Below are 16,897 nucleotides of genomic sequence, written 5' to 3'. Positions count from 1 at the left end.
TAACAAAAGCGGACGCCTGTTATGCCTATCAAGCTGCCCTCCTCCTCTCTGCCTGCCTATGACGTGCTCTCGCACGAGGGCGTGAGCGTGATGAGCGAAGATCAGGCAGCGCGGCAAGACATTCGGCCCTTGCGCATCGCGTTGCTGAACCTGATGCCGAAGAAAATTCAGACCGAGAACCAGTTCGCGCGACTGATCGGGGCCACACCCCTGCAGATCGAGCTATCTCTGATCCGCATGTCGGAGCATGAAACCAAAACCACCGCCGCCGAGCATATGGCCGAGTTCTACCGCCCCTTCCAAGAGGTGAAACACGAGAAGTTTGACGGGCTGATCATCACCGGCGCCCCGATTGAACATCTGCCTTTTGACGAGGTGACCTATTGGGACGAGCTGCGAGAAGTGATGGACTGGACGCAAACCAATGTGCATTCCACGTTTGGCGTGTGCTGGGGCGGCATGGCGATGATCAACTATTTCCACGGGGTGAAAAAGCACCTTCTGGATCACAAGTTGTTCGGTTGCTTCCGCCACACCAACCTTGATCCTTCTTCGCCCTACTTGCGCGGGTTTTCGGATGACTGCGTGATCCCAGTGTCGCGTTGGACGGAGATGCGCCAAAACGAGATCGATGCCGCAGACGGGTTAAGAACCCTTCTGGGAAGCGACACTGCGGGCCCGTGTCTGGTGGAGGATCGCAAGCACCGTGCGCTCTATATCTTCAACCATTTCGAGTATGACAGCGGCACCTTGAAAGAAGAATACGACCGCGACGTGCAAGCCGGAACAGCGATCAACGTGCCGACCAATTACTATCCCGATGACGACCCTACCAAGAAGCCGATGAACCGCTGGCGCAGCCACGCGCATCTGCTCTATGGCAACTGGATCAACGAGATTTATCAGACGACCCATTTCGATCTGGACCAAATCGGTGCTTAAGGGTGCGTTGCTTCTAGGAGCCGTTCTGGGCCTGACAGGATGCGGTGTCGCGCTGGATAAGCGCATCAAAGGCCGCACGGCCAAAGCTCTGGCGGAACATCCACCAACTGGGCAAATACTGGATGTGAACGGCACCAAGGTGCATGTCCATGTGGAGGGCACCGGCCCCGATGTGGTGCTTATCCATGGCGCTGGTGGCAATTGGCAGGACTTCACGTTCTCGATGGTTCCAAAGCTGAGGGGCGAGTTCCGCTTCATCGCGATTGACCGCCCTGCCCATGGTCATACCGGCCGCATCGCGAACCGCGCCAGCGACGTGGAAAGCTTGGCCGAGCAGGCTGACCTGTTGCACGCCGCAGCCACGATGGTTGGGGCGAAGAAACCGATCATCGTGGGGCAAAGCTACGGGGGCGCAGTGGCGCTCGCTTACGGCTTGCGGCACGGTCAGGACGTATCGGGCCTTGTGATTGTGTCGGGGGTCTCCAACCCTTGGGAAGGAGATCTGGATATCTGGTATCGCCTGACGGACACGTGGTTCGGGCGGCATGTGCTGATCCCTGTGACCTCTGCCTTTGCCAATGACCAACGCGCCATTGAGACGCTCGAGAGCATCTTCACCCCTGACCCCGTTCCCGAAGGGTATCTGGATCACATGGGCTACGGCTTAGCGATCCGCCCGAGCCAATTGAAAACCAATGCCATGATGGTGAATTCTTTGCTGCCGCAGATCGAAGCGCAGTCGGAGCATTACGGCGAGCTGACCATGCCCGTCGAAATTGTTCATGGCACGGCGGACACGATCGTGCCCTTTGACGTTCATGCAGTTCCACTGTCGCAGAAATTGCCCGATGTGGAACTGACGAAGCTGGACGGAATCGGGCACATGCCCCACCACGCGGATGAACCGAGCACTTTCGCCGCCCTGCGCCGCGCGGCAGAACGCGCTGGCCTGCGATAGGCTAAGCCTCCATAATACCGCTCAAACATAAGCTAAGAGGCCTTCATGACCCTGCCCTTCGACGGTGCCATCTCCAAGTTCTACAAGGAAGAAATCCCCGAAAGCGTGCGCGAGGCGATCCGGCTTGCGGGCAAAGATGACATTTTGGCCCAAAGTTACCCGTACGAAGAACGTATGGACCGAGACGACTACGAAGACACGATGGAACGCCTCCAGATCGAGTTGATGAAGCTTCAGGCCTGGGTGAAGAATGAGGGCAAGCGTGTTGCAATCGTCTTTGAGGGGCGCGACGCGTCTGGCAAAGGCGGCACCATCAAGCGGTTCCGCGAGAATATGAACCCGCGCAATTGCAAGATCGTGGCCCTGTCAAAACCCACCGAGGAAGAGCGCGGCCAGTGGTACTTCCAGCGCTACGTCAAACACTTGCCCACGGCGGGACAAATTACCCTGTTTGACCGGAGCTGGTACAACCGCGGCGTCGTCGAGGACGTGTTCGGCTTCTGCTCCATCGGGGAACGTCAGCACTTTTTCACTCAAGTGCCCGACTTCGAGAAAATGCTGGTCGATGACGGAATTATCCTGATCAAGCTGTGGCTGAATGTGGGCCGCGCGGAGCAGTTGCGGCGCATGCTCGCCCGCGAGAAGGACAAGCTGAAACAGTGGAAGCTCTCCTCCATCGACGTGGAAGGCCTGCATAAATGGGACGCCTATTCGCGGGCGATCTCCGAGACGTTCGAAGCCAGTGATACCTCGCATGCGCGCTGGACCGTCATCCGCTCCGACGACAAGCGCAGGGCGCGGATTTCGGCGTTGCGCAAGGTCTTGAATACAATCCATTACGCCAACAAGGATGACAGCATCGCCATCCGTCCCGACCAGAAAATCTGTGGCGGCGTGGAGATGTGGTCACCTGATGCCTAAACGCGGCTACCATCACGGTAATCTCAAGCAGGCTCTGGTCGAAGCGACCTTGAAACTGATTGAAGATAAAGGCCCGACCGGCTTCACGGTCGCAGAGGCTGCCAAGCTTGCGGGCGTGACGCCTGCTGCGGTGTATCGCCACTTCGACGGTCGCGAGACCATGATCGCCGAATGCGCGTTGCAAGGGCATCGCATTTTCGGTGACTTGATGGAGCATGCCTATGCTGACGGCCGTCCAACTGCACTAAAGGCATTTGAGGCGACGGGCCGTGCCTATCTGGCCTTTGCCCGCAAGTTTCCCGGTCACTACATGGCGATGTTCGAGAGTGGTGTGAACCTACAAGCCAACCCCGCCTTGGCAGCCGCAGCCGACCGGTCGCGCGGCGTTCTAGAACAGGCGGCGTTGAGGCTGTCCGAACGGATTCCAGAGGACAAGCGGCCCCCAGCCACAATGTTTTCGAGCCATATCTGGGCCCTGTCGCACGGGGTTGTGGAACTTTTCGCCCGCGGAACGCCCGGCTCCAAAGCGCCCTACCCGCCCGACGAGCTTTTAGAGGCTGGGATCGGCATCTACCTCCGTGGCCTGGGATTGATAGCGCCGGACGAGTAACTCTGCTCCGCGGACAAAGCACCAATTCGCTGCGGTTGCTCCAATGGCGGCTTTATCGCGTTCTGGCTAAAGCATTCGATGTTTGTTGATGTTAGTCCTGAGGTCAGGCCTTCGTCACTCCTGGACCGAATATTGACCAAACAGTCTTCTTATCTTGCTTAGTTTCGGATCAATGTAAGCGGTACAGAATGGCTTTCTTGGGTTCGTTTCATAATACCGTTGAAACCGTTCCAGCGATGGCTTGAAGCCATCAAACGGGAGCGTCATTGTCACAATCGGCTCATCAAAATCGCTTTGCGCTTCTTTGATATGGCGTTGAACACAGTCAGCTTGGTCACTCGAATATGTATAAACAGCACTCCGGTATTTACCGCGCATTTTATGTTGCGACGTGCTGGCATGGGTGCGCAGGTGCACGTCGATCAAGACCTTCAAGGGAATAACGTCAGGGTCGAACTTCACGACAACAGCTTCGGAAAAGCCGTCATGTGGAGCAATGGACTTGATGAACCCCTGCTCCACTTTGCTGACGCCACGAAGTGATTGGAACACCGCTTCTGTGCACCAATGACACCCGCCGCCAAAGCCTATTTTTATCTGGTTCAATGAACTTCGCTCACGACGAGTTCGCGTCCGTTAAAGGTGCAGGTATCGCCTGCTATTTTACCTTCGAGCGCACTGTAAATCGGAGACGCTGTTGATATTCCGATAAAGTCCTGCCCCTGACATCTGAAAGCCGCGGTTGATACACCGACCACGAGGTAGCGATTGCCGATCTTGACGACAGCACCGGGGCCAACTTCATCTTTCGGGCCAAAATCAATGCCGTTGATTACCGCGATCTTTGCGCTGTGGTCATGGGCTTTATCATCAAAGGCCTCGGCCAGATCCGCCGCGGCTTCGGCCTGCGACTGTTCGCTGGCGTCGATTGTCTCGTTGCGTTCAAGGCGGGCCGCGGCCAGAAATACTTGGTATTTTTGTTCCGCCTGCGCGAGGTCGGCTTCTGTCAGCGCAAGCATTGTTGTTTTTACGTGAGACTTATCCATGGGGCTTCTCCTCTTGAGTTAGAGCAAATTCAGGTGGCGCGGCCTATCCATTTTGACAGTGGCGCTGCCGAAATGCCGTGCAGAATGATCGACAAGAAGACTGTCATTGAGACACAGGCGAGCAGTTCCTGTTCGCCGGGAAAGTCGAATTCGTCCATCATGATCAGGGTAAAGAGGATAGAGGCCAAACCTCTTGGCCCGAACCAGCCCAAAAACAGTTTTTCCCGCAGGGCTAGGCCGGTCCCCAGAAGCGACAGCCAGATTGGCAACATACGCACAACTGTGAGGAACAGAACTGCAAGCACCACGGCATTCCACGTCATATGCTTCAATCCGTCCGGCAACAGTAGCGCCCCAAAGACCAGAAACGCGAACATCGTGAGCAGTTGCCCGACGCCCTCCATGAACTCTCCGATAAAGTGGATTTCATGTTTGTAGGTATTGCCGAACACCATGCCCGCGACGAAAGCTGCGATGAAACCGTTGCCGCCGACGATTTCGGAGCCGATGAATGCGGAAAACGCGACGGCGAGAAACGCAACCCCGCCAGCGGCTTCGGCCATCAGATCGCGGTTCTGGGCCAGATCCATGGCTTTGGCAAAGCCCCAGCCGAACGCGATGCCAACGATTGGCCCCAAGACGACTTGCAGCAAGGCCGATGTCGCCAGCCCATCGGTCGCTGCACCCTCCATCCCCGCTGACGCAAGAATGGCCCCGAAGAGGACGAAGGGCAGCACAAGCCCATCATTCAGCCCGCTTTCGACGTTGATTGTCTGGCGCAGTGGCTCTGGCACGTCAGAGCTTGAAACAACAGTTTGCCCAAGCGCCGCATCTGTCGGGGTCAGGACAGCCGCCGTCAATAGCGCCATTGCCAGGCCGCTTTCGGGGTTGAGCAGGTAGGCGACGCTCATCCCCAACCCAATGGTAAGCGGCAACCCGACAACCAACATGCGCAAGGGGATGTTGAAACTCTGTCGCAGCGATTTGAAGCGCACATGGCTTGCATCTGAAAACAGCACGAGCACAAGCGTGACCTCGGCCAAGAGCCGTTTGCCCTCATCAAGGATGTCCGGCTCAGCCAGTGCTTCGATCGGGCGTGCACAGAGATACCCCACCACCATGAAGATGATTGGCAAGGTTATGACTGTTTTTGCAATCGCGTTGGTGAGCAAAGAATAGAGGAAAACGCTTGCCAAGATCGCGAGCAAAATAGTGTCGGTTGACCAGTGTATTGCCCCCATTTCAGCTCTCCAGCACGGGAGTTGCGCCTTGCGCCAGTTTCAGGCGAGTCCAGAGGTTCATATTGATCACAATCGCTGCTGCCTCGGCTATTTCGGTTTCCGCGAAATACTCTGTCATCGCCTCATGAAGCGAAGCAAACGCGGCTGGGGTATAGTCTGTCAGCGCTTCGCAATAGCCAAGGGCCGCTTGTTCAGCGGCGCTAAACAAAGTGCTTTCCTGCCAGCTTTGCAGATGGGCGACTTTGGCGGGATGAATGCCCTGATCGTGGGCGGCTTTTGTGTGCAGGATCAGGCAGTATGAGCAGGCGTTTATCTGCGCGACGCGCAGCCGAAGAAGTTGTGCCAGCTGTTTTTCAACGGCCATATCTGCCGTGTAGCCAACCGATTTGGCCATCTGTTGGGCAATGCCGTGAAAATCGACCAGATCAGGCTCAAAGCGTGTGTTCTTGAATGTGATATCGCTCATTATGTGTCCTTCAAATAAAACTTCTTGCGCCACTCAGGTCGCGTTGCGCCAACAATGCGCAGGAAAGGGCAAGTCAAACGCACCTCGTGGGGGGCGCTCTCAAGGTGCTCGAACACCTCTGTCGCAAAGCGTGCGCCAAGCCCTGATCCGCGAAGCGACGGGTCGGTTTCGATATGGCCGAGCACCATACGTTCACCCTGCCAAGTGTAACTGACAAATGCGTCTGACGGGGCCATATGCCGAATGAAACGTCGGCTCATTTGGTCATGAACCAGTCCGGGGTCGTAAAGCCCGGACCGCGCGAGGGTTTTATCGAGGTCAGGTAGCGTAGGATTACGCAATTTGCGCCCGTTGATTTCAAACGTGGGGAACTTGTCAGCGCTCCCTGTGAGCGCAGACAATCGTTTCGCAGCTTCCGGGTTTTTGTCGACTTGTGCCAATTCATACTCCAACCCACGCTCTTCCAGAGCCGCTTGGTAGTAGCGTGTTTTGTGGCATCGCAGCTCACCATACAGGGTAATGGGCTGCGTCATTTTGCGGCCAGCGGCTTGAGGTTGGCCAGCAGTGTGGGCAGCAGCTCGGCAACCGTTGGATGCACCGGAAGCGCTTGCTGCATGAAGCGATAGCTTGCGCCTGTGGCCATGTAGTTTGACAACACGGAGATGATCTCGTCGCCCGCTATGCCAAAGACCGTAGCACCCAAAAACTGCTCTGTCTCACCATCCACGATCAGACGTATCAGGCCAGCTGTTTCGCCTTCTTCCTTGGCGCGTGAGATGTCCGACATCGCCATGTCCGCGAGCAAAATGCTGCGCCCGTCATTTGCTGCGTCTTGGGCATCGGCGAGCGACATGCCGACGCGCCCCAAGGGCGGGTCCGTGAACATTGCATAGGTTGTCGGGCGCTGGTCGGCATCCTTCCATTGGTGCAACTGGCCCGCGTTTTCATCCGAATTGGCCAGAATGATCTCATGGTCGTGATAACTGGTATGCGTAAAGGCGCCGCGCGCGTTGATATCCCCGAGAGCCCAGATTCCGGGCACATTGGTTGCGAGCTGCGCATTGGTGCGAATAAAGCCGCGCTCATCCGTGTAGACACCGACGGAATTCAGGTTGAGCGTTTCGCTATTCGCGCTGCGCCCTGTTGCGAAAAACAAATGCGAGCCTTGAAAGCTGAAGCCATCCGGCATGATAAGGCTCACACCGTCGCGCGTTGGCTCTACCTTCGCGATTGACGCGTTATTCACAACGGTCACACCTTCATCATCCAAAAAGCCCTGAATGATCTTGGACACGTCAGCATCTTCGCGCATGGCAAGACGTGGCGCGCTATTGATGATGGTGACTTCCGCGCCAAGCCTGCGGAAAATCTGGCCCATCTCCAGACCGATATAACTGCCGCCAACAATGATCAGATGACGCGGGAGCTCGGTCAGTGCAAGCAAGCCGACATTGTCGAGATGCGGGATTGTGTCCAAGCCCCGCACCGTTGGGGTGAAGGCCCGCGTGCCGGTGTTGATATAGACTTTGTCTGCGGTCAGCCGCGTTTCCCCAGCCGTGAGAACAAACTTTTCCCCATCTCTCCCCTCAAAAGCACCCCAGCCTTCTATGATATCAACATTCTTGGTCCGCTTAAGCCATGCAGTAAGTCCGCGTCGCGCAGTGTCAACGCGCTCGCGCATCCGTGCCATTGCAGCTCCGAAATCAACCGTGATTTCGCCGGTTTGCACACCAAAATCACCCGCGCGCCGCGCCATATGCGCAACGCGCGCAGATTTACGCAATGTCTTCGTCGGCGTGCAGCCCGCGTTGACGCATGACCCACCAAGCTGTGCGCCTTCGATCAAGGCGACGCATTCGCCGCGCCTGGCAAGGGCAACCGCCAAGGCAGGGGCAGCCTGACCGGACCCGATGATCGCAGTGTCATAGTGCTTCGTCATGGTCAGTTTCCTCCTATGTGCCGCAGAAAGTTTTGTAGGGGCCAAAGTCGTCAGGAGCTGGTCCTTCATAGCCCTCCAGTCCGTCACGATTGGTAAACGGGTCGGCGAGCACCTCTAGCAATTTGCTAAGCAGGCTCATGTCGCCCGTTTCTGCCGCAACCAGAGCTTCTTCAACGCGGTGATTGCGTGGAATATAGATCGGGTTCACGCTGTTCATGGCTTTGGCACGCTCGTTCGGATCAAGCGGATCGCGCAAAAGCCTGTCCTGCCATAGCTTCAACCAAGCCAGAATCTTCTCGCGGTCATCAAACAGCGACACGATATTGCTATCCTGCCCAAGTGCGGCATCGGCCAGATTGCGGAAAAACAGTGTATAATCCACGTTCTGTCCTTCCATCGCGGTGAACAGATCATTGATCAAAGCCGCATCGTCATCCTCGCTGGACGCAAGGCCGATCTTGGCGCGCATACCTGCGGTCCAGATTTCCGTATATCGGCCAACGAAACTGTTGATGACATTCGTCGCGAGCCTGATGGCGTTTTCGCTGTCGTCAGGATCGATCAAAGGCAACAGCGTTTCGGCAAAGCGTGTCAGGTTCCACTGAGCAATCACAGGCTGGTTGCCAAAGGCGTAGCGCCCGTCACGGTCGATCGAGCTGAATACGGCCTTCGGGTCATAGGTGTCGACAAAGGCGCAGGGGCCATAGTCGATCGTTTCGCCCGAGATGGTCATGTTGTCCGTGTTCATGACGCCATGCACGAAGCCCGAGTGAAGCCACTTGGCAACGAGTAACGCCTGCCGCTCCAAGACAGCCGAGAGAAATCCAAGGTATTTGTCGTCAGCCGAGGCCAGCTCAGGATAGTGGCGATCAATGGCGTAGTCTGCCAGCTTGCGCACCTTGTCCCATTCCTTGCGGGCCGCAAAGAACTGAAACGTGCCAACGCGCAAGTGGCTGGACGCAATCCGCGTCAGAACTGCACCCGGTTTCAAACCGTCGCGCGCGACCTCTTCGCCTGTTGTAACTGCCGCCAAGGCGCGCGTTGTCGGCACGCCAAGCGCGTGCATCGCTTCGCCCATCAGGTATTCCCGCAACACGGGGCCAAGCACGGCCTTGCCGTCACCGCCACGCGAAAACGGCGTGCGGCCCGAGCCTTTCAATTGCAGGTCAAACCGCGCGCCATTCTTGTCCAGCACCTCGCCCAAAAGCAACGCACGACCATCGCCAAGCTGCTCGGAGAACCCGCCAAACTGGTGCCCCGCATAGGCTAGGGCCAGCGGGGTTGCGCCCATAGGGGCCACACTGCCCGCGAAATTGGCAGCACCATCACTGCTGAATAATGCGTCACTATCAAGGCCCAGATCGTCGGCAAGCGCGCGGTTAAACAGAACGATCTTTGGTGCGGGCGCAGCTGCACCCTGCCACGGAACGTAGAAGCCTTCCAACTCGCGGGCATATGTGTTGTCGAAATTGAACGTGGGGTCATGTTTTGTCATCGGACTGCCTACTCAAATCTGAGGGGGTGGCAGGGCCGGAACCAGCCCTGCCAAAGGATGCGTTATGCGTTTGAAAACTCGACATCATCCGCGCCAAGCGCTTTCATGAAGCGCACCGGATCAATGCGGAAATCCGCGTAAACGACGTGTCCTTGCGGATCGATCACGGTAAACCAAGGCGTGCCGCCGCTGACATAGTCCTCCATAAATGAGGGATGTCGTTCACCTTTCGCCGGAACATCATGCCCGAACGGAATTTTCAGGCTGTACTGCTCCTGATTGACCCGCAGTTTGTCGAAGGTGTTGACCTCTGATCCTTCAAACACGGTCTGGATCACAGCAAAGCTGAACCCTTTGTCTTTGAGGTTATCGTGCAGATATTTGAGCGTCGGAAATCCGCGCGAGTGGCAGCCGGGGCACCAATGTTGGAAGCAATAAATGATCTTGTAGCCATCCCCGAGATCAGACAGCTGAAGCTGCTTTTCCATCGGGTTGCCGTCACCATCAATCCAAGCCCCGACACGCAGTTCATTGGCAGGGCCATTAAGGGAACCAAATTGCATAGCGTCTCCTTTCATCAGGCTTGTGCCTGAATCCATGTTAGGTCTGCCCCCCGCAAAAAGCGGGGGAAGCTCTGTTTGGTTTATTCGGCTGCTTCGCGCTTTGGCAGAACCCAGTCGGGCCGCACAAAGTGGCAGGTATAGCCATTGGGCCTGTGCATCAGATAGTCCTGATGCTCGGGCTCGGCTTCCCAGAAGTCACCGACAGGCTCTACCTCTGTCACCACCTTGCCAGGCCAAAGGCCTGAGGCGTCGACATCCGCGATCGTGTTGAGCGCCTCGTCGCGCTGCGCGTCATCCACATAATAAATCGCAGAGCGGTAGGATGTGCCGCGATCATTGCCTTGGCGCAGCTCGGTTGTCGGATCATGGATCTGAAAGAAGAACTCCAGCAGTTTGCGATAGCTGGTCTTCGCCGGATCGAAGATGATCTCGATGCCCTCAGCATGGGTGCCATGATTGCGGTAGGTGGCGAATTTCACGTCGCCTCCTGTATAGCCCACGCGGGTGGAGATAACGCCGGGACGCTTGCGGATCAAATCCTGCATGCCCCAAAAACAACCTCCGGCAAGAATTGCACGTTCTGTCATTATGTATCCTCCACTTGATCCAGATATTCGCCGTAGCCTTCGTCTTTCATCGCATCGCGGTGAATGAACCGCAGACTGGCAGAGTTGATGCAGTAGCGCAGACCACCTGTGTGGCGCGGCCCATCGGGGAACACATGCCCCAGATGACTGTCGCCATGCTTGGAACGCACTTCCGTGCGGACCATGCCAAACCCTTCATCCTTATGCTCGGTCACATGTTCGGACACGATCGGCTTGGTGAAACTGGGCCAGCCGCAGCCGGATTCGAACTTGTCAGATGAGGCGAATAGTGGTTCGCCCGATACGATATCGACGTAAATGCCCGGCTCTTTGTTGCCAGTCAGGGCCCCTGTTCCCGCGCGCTCGGTGCCGTTTTCCTGCGTCACACGAAATTGCTCAGGTGTCAGCTTGCTCAGGGCTTCTTGGGTTTTTGCATATTTCATTTCGCCGCTCCTCTGGTCCGTTCTTCGATGGAACAGAGATAGCGACTACGTTTCGGTATTCCCAATAGCCAGCGACTATAGTTTCTATGCCTGCCGGAAAGTTAGCGGCGTAGGCCTACCACTGATAGGCTGCGGCCATACCCGTGATCTGGCGCAATTCCGAAGGTGTGCCATTGCCCGAAACGGTAACAAGAACGACCTCGCGCGAGATATCCATCGTGGCCACAGGGCGCGCATCAATACCGGCCACGGTGCAGGAGCGCTCTGGCATGATACAAACCGCGTTGCCAGAGGCGACGATATGCTGAACCCAATCCTCACGCTCGGAGCTGAACCGCGGATACATCAAGATATCGCGGTCCATGAAATGCGCGATGATCTGGCTGTGAAATTCGCAAGCGAGACGGTCGACGAATTGCTCGCGTGCCATCTCTTTGGCGGGGATCTCGTCAAAGCGCGACAAGGCATGCCCTTTAGCGAACGCCAAGAGATAACGTTCCCGAAACAGTGGCTGAACGGCGAGCTTGAAGTTTTCCTTGGGGGCCGTTGGCAATATGCAGGCATCGTATTTGCCTGACAAAACCTCCGCTGCACCTTCATCAGCCGCCAAGGTATGCACGTTGAGTTCAATGCTGGGGAGTTGGGACAGGACGTGCTGGATAAAGCCGGAAAATGCATTGGGGGCAATCGTTGAGGCCACGCCAATTGACAAGACACGCTTGCGTCCGCGGACGGAGTTTTCGGCAAGCTCGCGCACGTTCATCAACCCGGAGTCAATCCGCATGAACTCGACCTGAATTTCACGGCCAAGCGCGGTCAACCTGCTATCCTTGCCATCCCGATACAAGAGTGGACCGCCCAGTTCTTCTTCGAGCTTACGGATGGATTTGGTCAGGCTGGGTTGCGCCACACCACTGCGCCGCGCGGCTTCGGTAAAGTTGAGCGTGTCCGCGAGGTGCAAAAAATAAGTGATCTGATTGATGTCCATCGCGTCCCAACCGGCTTTCACGCTTATGCCTTGATCTCACAACCCGACATGGATTGAGCGTTAAGTATGGGGCTATCCGTTCTCATTGTCAGCATTCGAAACCCAAGAGCTGGATTTCCGCTTTGAAGCGAGTAGGATCCGTGACGTGCAAGGGCCAAACATTATCTAATGGCTGGATTGGCGCGCGGCTCTGCCGTTTAGGCGATGTGCAGCATTGGTAAGGTGAGCTCAAAGCCGCCACTCGTTTCAACTAAGCACTACGTGAATACTGCTCGTCGCCTGCATACTCGCGGGCGCAATACCAAAAAAGGCCACCCGAACGGGTGGCCTTTTCCAATTTCGCATATTCTCGAAGCTTAACGCTTGGAGAACTGGAAGCTCTTACGGGCTTTTGCTTTACCGTATTTCTTACGCTCAACGACGCGGCTGTCACGGGTCAGGAAGCCAGCGGCTTTCAGAGCGCCACGCAGGGACGGATCATACAGCTGCAGCGCCTTGGAAATGCCGTGCTTCACTGCACCAGCTTGACCAGACAGACCGCCGCCTTTGACAGTTGCGAACACGTCGAACTGATCTTCGGTGCCGGACACTGTGAAAGGCTGGCGCAGGATCATTTGCAGCACAGGGCGTGCAAAATATGCGTTCTGCTCTTTACCGTTCACGGTAACCTTGCCGGAACCCGGCTTGATCCAAACGCGCGCAACAGCGTCTTTACGCTTGCCGGTTGCGTAGGAGCGGCCCAGATCGTCACGGACAGGCTCACGAGCGATTGCAGCGGAGACTACTTCAGCAGACGTTACGCCTTCTGCGACGGTGTTCAGCTCGTCGAGGGATTTGATTTCGTCAGCCATTCTTATGCGCTCCGAGTGTTTTTCTTGTTCATGGCCTTAACGTCCAGAACTTCGGGGGATTGAGCCTCATGCGGGTGATCAGCCGACGCGTAAACACGCAGGTTGGTCATTTGCTGACGCGACAGTGGGCCGCCTGGAAGCATACGCTTCACAGCTTGGGTCACAACGCGCTCAGGGTGCTTGCCCTCAAGAATTTCGGCGTTGGTGCGGGACTTGATGCCGCCCGGGTGGCCGGTGTGCCAGTAGTTTGGCTTCTCGCGCTTGTTGCCGGTCAGCTGGATTTTGTCAGCATTCACGATGATCACGTTGTCGCCCATATCCATGTGAGGAGTGAAGGACGGCTTGTGCTTGCCACGCAGGCGCATGGCAACGATGGACGCGAGACGGCCCAGAACAACGCCTTCAGCGTCGATCAGGATCCATTTCTTGTCGATATCGCTAGGAGTAGCGGTAAAGGTTTTCATGGGTTTTCCTCAAGAATTGCGGCCATGGGACATAAAGCCCCTTGGGATGGCGTGGTTCTAAAGGTTTTGAGAGCACAGTCAACGTCAGAGTTGGTGAAATAAATATGTTAAAACAATATCTTACAAATAAGGTATTATTTTACCCCACAGCCTTCACGTCACGTAGACCATACTTGGCGTCAACGCCATGCCGATGAACCAGCCGATCACCCAAAGACCGCAGCCCAGCCCCGCCAATGCTGCCAGCCGCATCCTCCCGCGTGCTAATGCATAGATCATCAAGGGCACCTGAGCCATAGCCAGCAAAAAGCCGGCGAGTGTGAGGAACAGCTCCACCCCGACAACGAAGCCGACCATTCCGACATCCGTCGCCCAGGTGTGACGGGTTGCCAGAACGAACAAGGCGAACGCCGCTCCCCACGCTGCGGGTGACAGGGCAAGGACCTCGAGACGTCTCACTTCGGCGCGGGCGGGATAGAATAGGTCAGCGATGCACGCGCAACAGGTTTTGTGGGCTCTGCCTCGGAATATATCCGCCCTTCGGTTACAGCGAGCGCACGACCAAGCTTCAGCAACTCCATCCGGCAGAGCAATCGCCCAGGCGCGGGCTTGCGCATAAAGTCGATTGAGCAATTGGTAGTAACGGCCAAGGCGACGGGACCCAGCACGGACAGGATACAGAAATAGGCGCAGACATCGGCCAAGGCGAACATGGACGGGCCGGAAACCGTGCCGCCGGGGCGCAAGTGCTTTTCAGAGGCCGACAATGCCATGGTTACGTAGGGAGGCGCGATCTCCACGAATTCGAAGTCGTCTGCCACTTGGGTAAAGTCACGCTCCAGAAAGGCCTGCAATGCGGCCTTATCCATCTTCACTTCCATACTTCCCCCCTGCCCCTGTTCGTCCTAGGCTTTGCCCGTTACCGGAGCAGATCAAGGGTGGAATGACAAGATGAACGATGCGTTAGTTTTACGTGCGGATGACGGCCCGATCGCCCGACTGACCCTCAATAACCCTTCCAAACTGAACGCTTTGTCTGACGCCATGCTTGCCGCCCTTCATGCGGCATTGGATCAGGTGGCGGGGGATGAAACCATACGCGTCGTCATCCTGAACGGTGCCGGAAAGGTCTTTTGTGCGGGGCATGATCTGAAAGAGATGCAAGCCGCCCGCAAGGCCGAGGATGGTGGTCGTGCGGCATGGCTGGATCTGTTCGAACGGTGCTCTGCCGTTATGGCGCGCATTCAGAGCCTGCCACAACCGGTGATTGCACAAGCCCACGGGATTGCGACCGCTGCGGGCTGCCAGTTGGTGGCGACCTGCGATCTGGCCGTGGCGGAGGAAGGCACCAAGTTCGGGGTGAATGGCGTTAATATCGGGCTGTTTTGCTCTACGCCAATGGTCGCCTTGAGCCGGAACATCCACCGCAAGCAAGTGTTCGAAATGCTAACGACGGGAGAATTCATCGACGCGGAGCGTGCGCAGGAGGTTGGATTGATTAACCGTGTGTCCACGGGCGACCTCGCCAAGGACACGATGGCACTGGCTAAAACCATCGCTGGAAAATTGGGGTCTGCCGTGCGCATCGGGAAGCAAGCCTTTTATGAGCAGGCTCAAATGTCGGTGGCAGAGGCCTATGCTTACACCGGCGAGGTGATGGCGGTGAATATGGCTCTTGAGGACACGGATGAAGGCATCAAGGCCTTCCTAGAGAAGCGCAAACCAGATTGGAGCTAGTGCCACGTTCCCTTCGGGTAGAAGGCGTGAAAGGCAAAGGCAAACATCACATCATGCACCACATCGCGCCCTTGAGCGTCCCGAACGCGCACAGCGCCAACGCTGCGACCGTTGCCAATTTGGCGGCTGTCTAGCGCGGACGCCTGATCCCCTTGCCAAGTCAGTTCCACCCCGTTCTCGCGGATACGTTTCTCACGGCGCAGACGCTCCAATGACCACGCACGCGTGCCCACACGGATAACCCGCGCCATCGGGTCAATACCGTTCGGTGGCAGCTCTCCATCATAGAGAAAAGGGCGCGCGGAGGTGTCATAGTTCACATACGGGTTCGTGCCGTAGTTGAAGTTCTGTCGCGGCGCGTTCAGCACTAACCCGTCAGGGTTACGCATCCTGTAGTCAACCCAGCTTTCCATCCAGCTTGGAATCTGGCGCAAGGTGCGACCGGCGAAATGGCCCACGATGCCCTCCCCGACTGCCTGTTGCCACCAGCTTTCGGTCTGCCTGTCATACATCACCATGTCCGAATTCCGCAGATTGCCGGACACACCGAACGACAGGGGGCGGCCTGCCACACGACGATCGAAAACCACGCCGGAATTGCACAGCGGGCAAAAGGTGACGGCAATCGGCACGCCGCCGATCACATCATTCACGATCTCATGGACCATGAAGTAGCGGATCGGATAGGCCCTTGCGCGCTGTCCGGAGATTTCAACGGTCAACACGGGTTCACGTGCGCCGATCCTGCGCTCATCTGATGCGACAAGAAACGTCGGCTTATCTACAGCGGGGATGCCGTCTTTGCCGGGGCCGCCAGAACGGATTTCAGACAGATCTACCGTTGCTTTGGAAAAATCGGTGTTAGGCCACTGGGCCGAAAGAAATGCGGTCTGCGCGCTTGCCGCGCAAACGGCCAGTAACCAGATCGTAGCTATCAAAAACGAAAAACGGGCCATGCTGACTCCTCCCAAAGCAGCATGGCCCGTTCGTCGCGGCCTGACCATCCCCGCTCACGCGGGGTTGATGGCGCGTTAGTCGGTGACGCGGACAGCCTTCATTTGATCGGGCTCCCCGATAACGGAGCCGTTGGCCCCTTTGCCACGTTTGATTTGATCAACGACATCCATACCGGACGTCACCTTACCCACGACAGTGTATTGGCCGTTCAGGAAAGAGCCTTCATCGAACATGATGAAGAACTGGCTGTTGGCCGAGTTCGGGTTCTGGCTGCGTGCCATGCCGACAACACCACGGTCGAAGTTGAGATCGGAGAACTCCGCAGGCAGATCGGGACGGCTAGAGCCGCCGCGGCCAGCTGCGCTCATGTCGTTGCCGATGCGGCCAAACTCGACATCGCCCGTTTGCGCCATGAAACCGTCGATCACACGGTGGAAGACAACGCCGTCATAAGCGCCTTCTGCCGCCAATGCGGTAATTTGCTCCACGTGCTTCGGTGCAACGTCTTCCAACAGGTCGATTACAACGGTGCCATTGGCCTCGCCTGAAATATCCACCTCCAACCCGGTTGCAAGCGCGGGGCTTGCAACCAGAAACGCGCAAGTTGCGAGAAACTTATTCACCGTCGCCACCGTCTGTATCGGGCTCGGCCGCAGCTTCTGGCTCTTCAGCCGGCGCAGCAGAGCCGC

The 16,897-nt window shown here is 56.8% G+C and carries 22 protein-coding genes; 5 read left to right on the top strand and 17 right to left on the bottom strand.

Annotated elements, in window-relative coordinates; genetic code table 11:
- Positions 1-21: 21 nt before the first annotated feature.
- The 4 genes from metA to BM352_RS11540 are packed head-to-tail and all read left to right on the top strand — an operon-like array spanning position 22 to position 3,431.
- On the top strand, positions 22-942 hold the full coding sequence (gene metA, locus BM352_RS11555) for a homoserine O-acetyltransferase MetA (RefSeq protein WP_090216921.1): 921 nt from the start codon (positions 22-24) through the stop codon (positions 940-942).
- Positions 878-1,900 carry an alpha/beta fold hydrolase gene (locus BM352_RS11550; protein WP_090216919.1) on the top strand — a complete coding sequence of 341 codons (1,023 nt, stop codon included), beginning with the start codon at positions 878-880 and terminating at the stop codon, positions 1,898-1,900. Before metA ends, BM352_RS11550 begins: the two co-directional genes overlap by 65 nt.
- Before the next feature lie 45 nt (positions 1,901-1,945).
- On the top strand, positions 1,946-2,821 hold the full coding sequence (gene ppk2 / locus BM352_RS11545) for a polyphosphate kinase 2 (RefSeq protein WP_090216916.1): 876 nt from the start codon (positions 1,946-1,948) through the stop codon (positions 2,819-2,821).
- Positions 2,814-3,431 carry a TetR/AcrR family transcriptional regulator gene (locus BM352_RS11540; protein ID WP_090216914.1) on the top strand — a complete coding sequence of 206 codons (618 nt, stop codon included), beginning with the start codon at positions 2,814-2,816 and terminating at the stop codon, positions 3,429-3,431. The genes ppk2 and BM352_RS11540 overlap by 8 nt, the downstream gene beginning before the upstream one ends.
- A gap of 114 nt (positions 3,432-3,545) precedes the next feature.
- On the opposite strand, the gene BM352_RS11535 is transcribed toward BM352_RS11540, so the two are convergent.
- The 15 genes from BM352_RS11535 to BM352_RS11465 form a co-directional block, all read right to left on the bottom strand.
- Positions 3,546-4,037 carry a peptide-methionine (S)-S-oxide reductase gene (locus BM352_RS11535; protein WP_090216911.1) on the bottom strand — a complete coding sequence of 164 codons (492 nt, stop codon included), beginning with the start codon at positions 4,035-4,037 and terminating at the stop codon, positions 3,546-3,548.
- The gene (locus BM352_RS11530; protein WP_217643014.1) at positions 4,034-4,450 is read right to left on the bottom strand and encodes a GreA/GreB family elongation factor; all 417 of its coding nucleotides are present in this window, start codon (positions 4,448-4,450) and stop codon (positions 4,034-4,036) included. The genes BM352_RS11535 and BM352_RS11530 overlap by 4 nt, the downstream gene beginning before the upstream one ends.
- Positions 4,451-4,506: 56 nt before the next feature.
- Positions 4,507-5,718, bottom strand: a complete 1,212-nt coding sequence (locus tag BM352_RS11525; protein WP_090216907.1) for a cation:proton antiporter — start codon at positions 5,716-5,718, stop codon at positions 4,507-4,509.
- Between the two features lies 1 nt (position 5,719).
- Positions 5,720-6,184 (bottom strand): carboxymuconolactone decarboxylase family protein, encoded by a 465-nt coding sequence (locus BM352_RS11520; protein WP_090216904.1) that lies wholly within the window; start codon positions 6,182-6,184, stop codon positions 5,720-5,722.
- Positions 6,184-6,717 (bottom strand): N-acetyltransferase, encoded by a 534-nt coding sequence (locus tag BM352_RS11515; protein ID WP_090216901.1) that lies wholly within the window; start codon positions 6,715-6,717, stop codon positions 6,184-6,186. Before BM352_RS11515 ends, BM352_RS11520 begins: the two co-directional genes overlap by 1 nt.
- Entirely contained in the window at positions 6,714-8,123 is a 1,410-nt protein-coding gene (locus BM352_RS11510; RefSeq protein WP_090216899.1) for a mercuric reductase, read from the bottom strand. Before BM352_RS11510 ends, BM352_RS11515 begins: the two co-directional genes overlap by 4 nt.
- A 13-nt stretch (positions 8,124-8,136) precedes the next feature.
- Positions 8,137-9,618: a protein adenylyltransferase SelO gene (locus BM352_RS11505; RefSeq protein WP_090216896.1), complete on the bottom strand. Its 1,482-nt coding sequence runs from the start codon at positions 9,616-9,618 to the stop codon at positions 8,137-8,139.
- A gap of 62 nt (positions 9,619-9,680) precedes the next feature.
- On the bottom strand, positions 9,681-10,181 hold the full coding sequence (locus tag BM352_RS11500; protein WP_090216893.1) for a peroxiredoxin family protein: 501 nt from the start codon (positions 10,179-10,181) through the stop codon (positions 9,681-9,683).
- An 80-nt stretch (positions 10,182-10,261) separates the two neighbouring features.
- Entirely contained in the window at positions 10,262-10,768 is a 507-nt protein-coding gene (gene msrA, locus BM352_RS11495; protein WP_090216891.1) for a peptide-methionine (S)-S-oxide reductase MsrA, read from the bottom strand.
- Positions 10,768-11,211, bottom strand: a complete 444-nt coding sequence (gene msrB, locus BM352_RS11490) for a peptide-methionine (R)-S-oxide reductase MsrB (protein ID WP_090216887.1) — start codon at positions 11,209-11,211, stop codon at positions 10,768-10,770. Before msrB ends, msrA begins: the two co-directional genes overlap by 1 nt.
- 115 nt (positions 11,212-11,326) lie before the next feature.
- Positions 11,327-12,220 carry a LysR family transcriptional regulator gene (locus tag BM352_RS11485; RefSeq protein WP_217643012.1) on the bottom strand — a complete coding sequence of 298 codons (894 nt, stop codon included), beginning with the start codon at positions 12,218-12,220 and terminating at the stop codon, positions 11,327-11,329.
- 335 nt (positions 12,221-12,555) lie between these two features.
- On the bottom strand, positions 12,556-13,050 hold the full coding sequence (gene rpsI / locus BM352_RS11480) for a 30S ribosomal protein S9 (protein WP_090216885.1): 495 nt from the start codon (positions 13,048-13,050) through the stop codon (positions 12,556-12,558).
- A 2-nt stretch (positions 13,051-13,052) separates the two neighbouring features.
- On the bottom strand, positions 13,053-13,514 hold the full coding sequence (gene rplM, locus BM352_RS11475) for a 50S ribosomal protein L13 (RefSeq protein WP_090216882.1): 462 nt from the start codon (positions 13,512-13,514) through the stop codon (positions 13,053-13,055).
- A 153-nt stretch (positions 13,515-13,667) separates the two neighbouring features.
- Positions 13,668-13,973: a hypothetical protein gene (locus tag BM352_RS11470; RefSeq protein ID WP_139229826.1), complete on the bottom strand. Its 306-nt coding sequence runs from the start codon at positions 13,971-13,973 to the stop codon at positions 13,668-13,670.
- Entirely contained in the window at positions 13,970-14,395 is a 426-nt protein-coding gene (locus BM352_RS11465; protein ID WP_090216877.1) for a PaaI family thioesterase, read from the bottom strand. Before BM352_RS11465 ends, BM352_RS11470 begins: the two co-directional genes overlap by 4 nt.
- 70 nt (positions 14,396-14,465) lie before the next feature.
- On the opposite strand from BM352_RS11465, the gene BM352_RS11460 reads away from it, so the two are divergent.
- Positions 14,466-15,251 carry an enoyl-CoA hydratase gene (locus tag BM352_RS11460; RefSeq protein WP_090216875.1) on the top strand — a complete coding sequence of 262 codons (786 nt, stop codon included), beginning with the start codon at positions 14,466-14,468 and terminating at the stop codon, positions 15,249-15,251.
- Here the strand turns inward: BM352_RS11460 and BM352_RS11455 are convergent.
- Positions 15,248-16,207, bottom strand: a complete 960-nt coding sequence (locus tag BM352_RS11455) for a DUF3179 domain-containing protein (RefSeq protein WP_090216873.1) — start codon at positions 16,205-16,207, stop codon at positions 15,248-15,250. The two genes, BM352_RS11460 and BM352_RS11455, sit on opposite strands and share 4 nt — an antisense overlap.
- A 75-nt stretch (positions 16,208-16,282) precedes the next feature.
- Complete coding sequence (locus BM352_RS11450) at positions 16,283-16,831, bottom strand: peptidylprolyl isomerase (RefSeq protein ID WP_090220193.1); 549 nt, start codon at positions 16,829-16,831, stop codon at positions 16,283-16,285.
- Between the last annotated feature and the right edge of the window lie 66 nt (positions 16,832-16,897).

This window comes from Litoreibacter janthinus (assembly GCF_900111945.1).
GTDB classification, from domain to species: domain Bacteria; phylum Pseudomonadota; class Alphaproteobacteria; order Rhodobacterales; family Rhodobacteraceae; genus Litoreibacter; species Litoreibacter janthinus.
The sequence above is the reverse complement of the archived record's forward strand: the minus strand, read 5'-3'. Positions and strand labels throughout refer to the sequence as shown.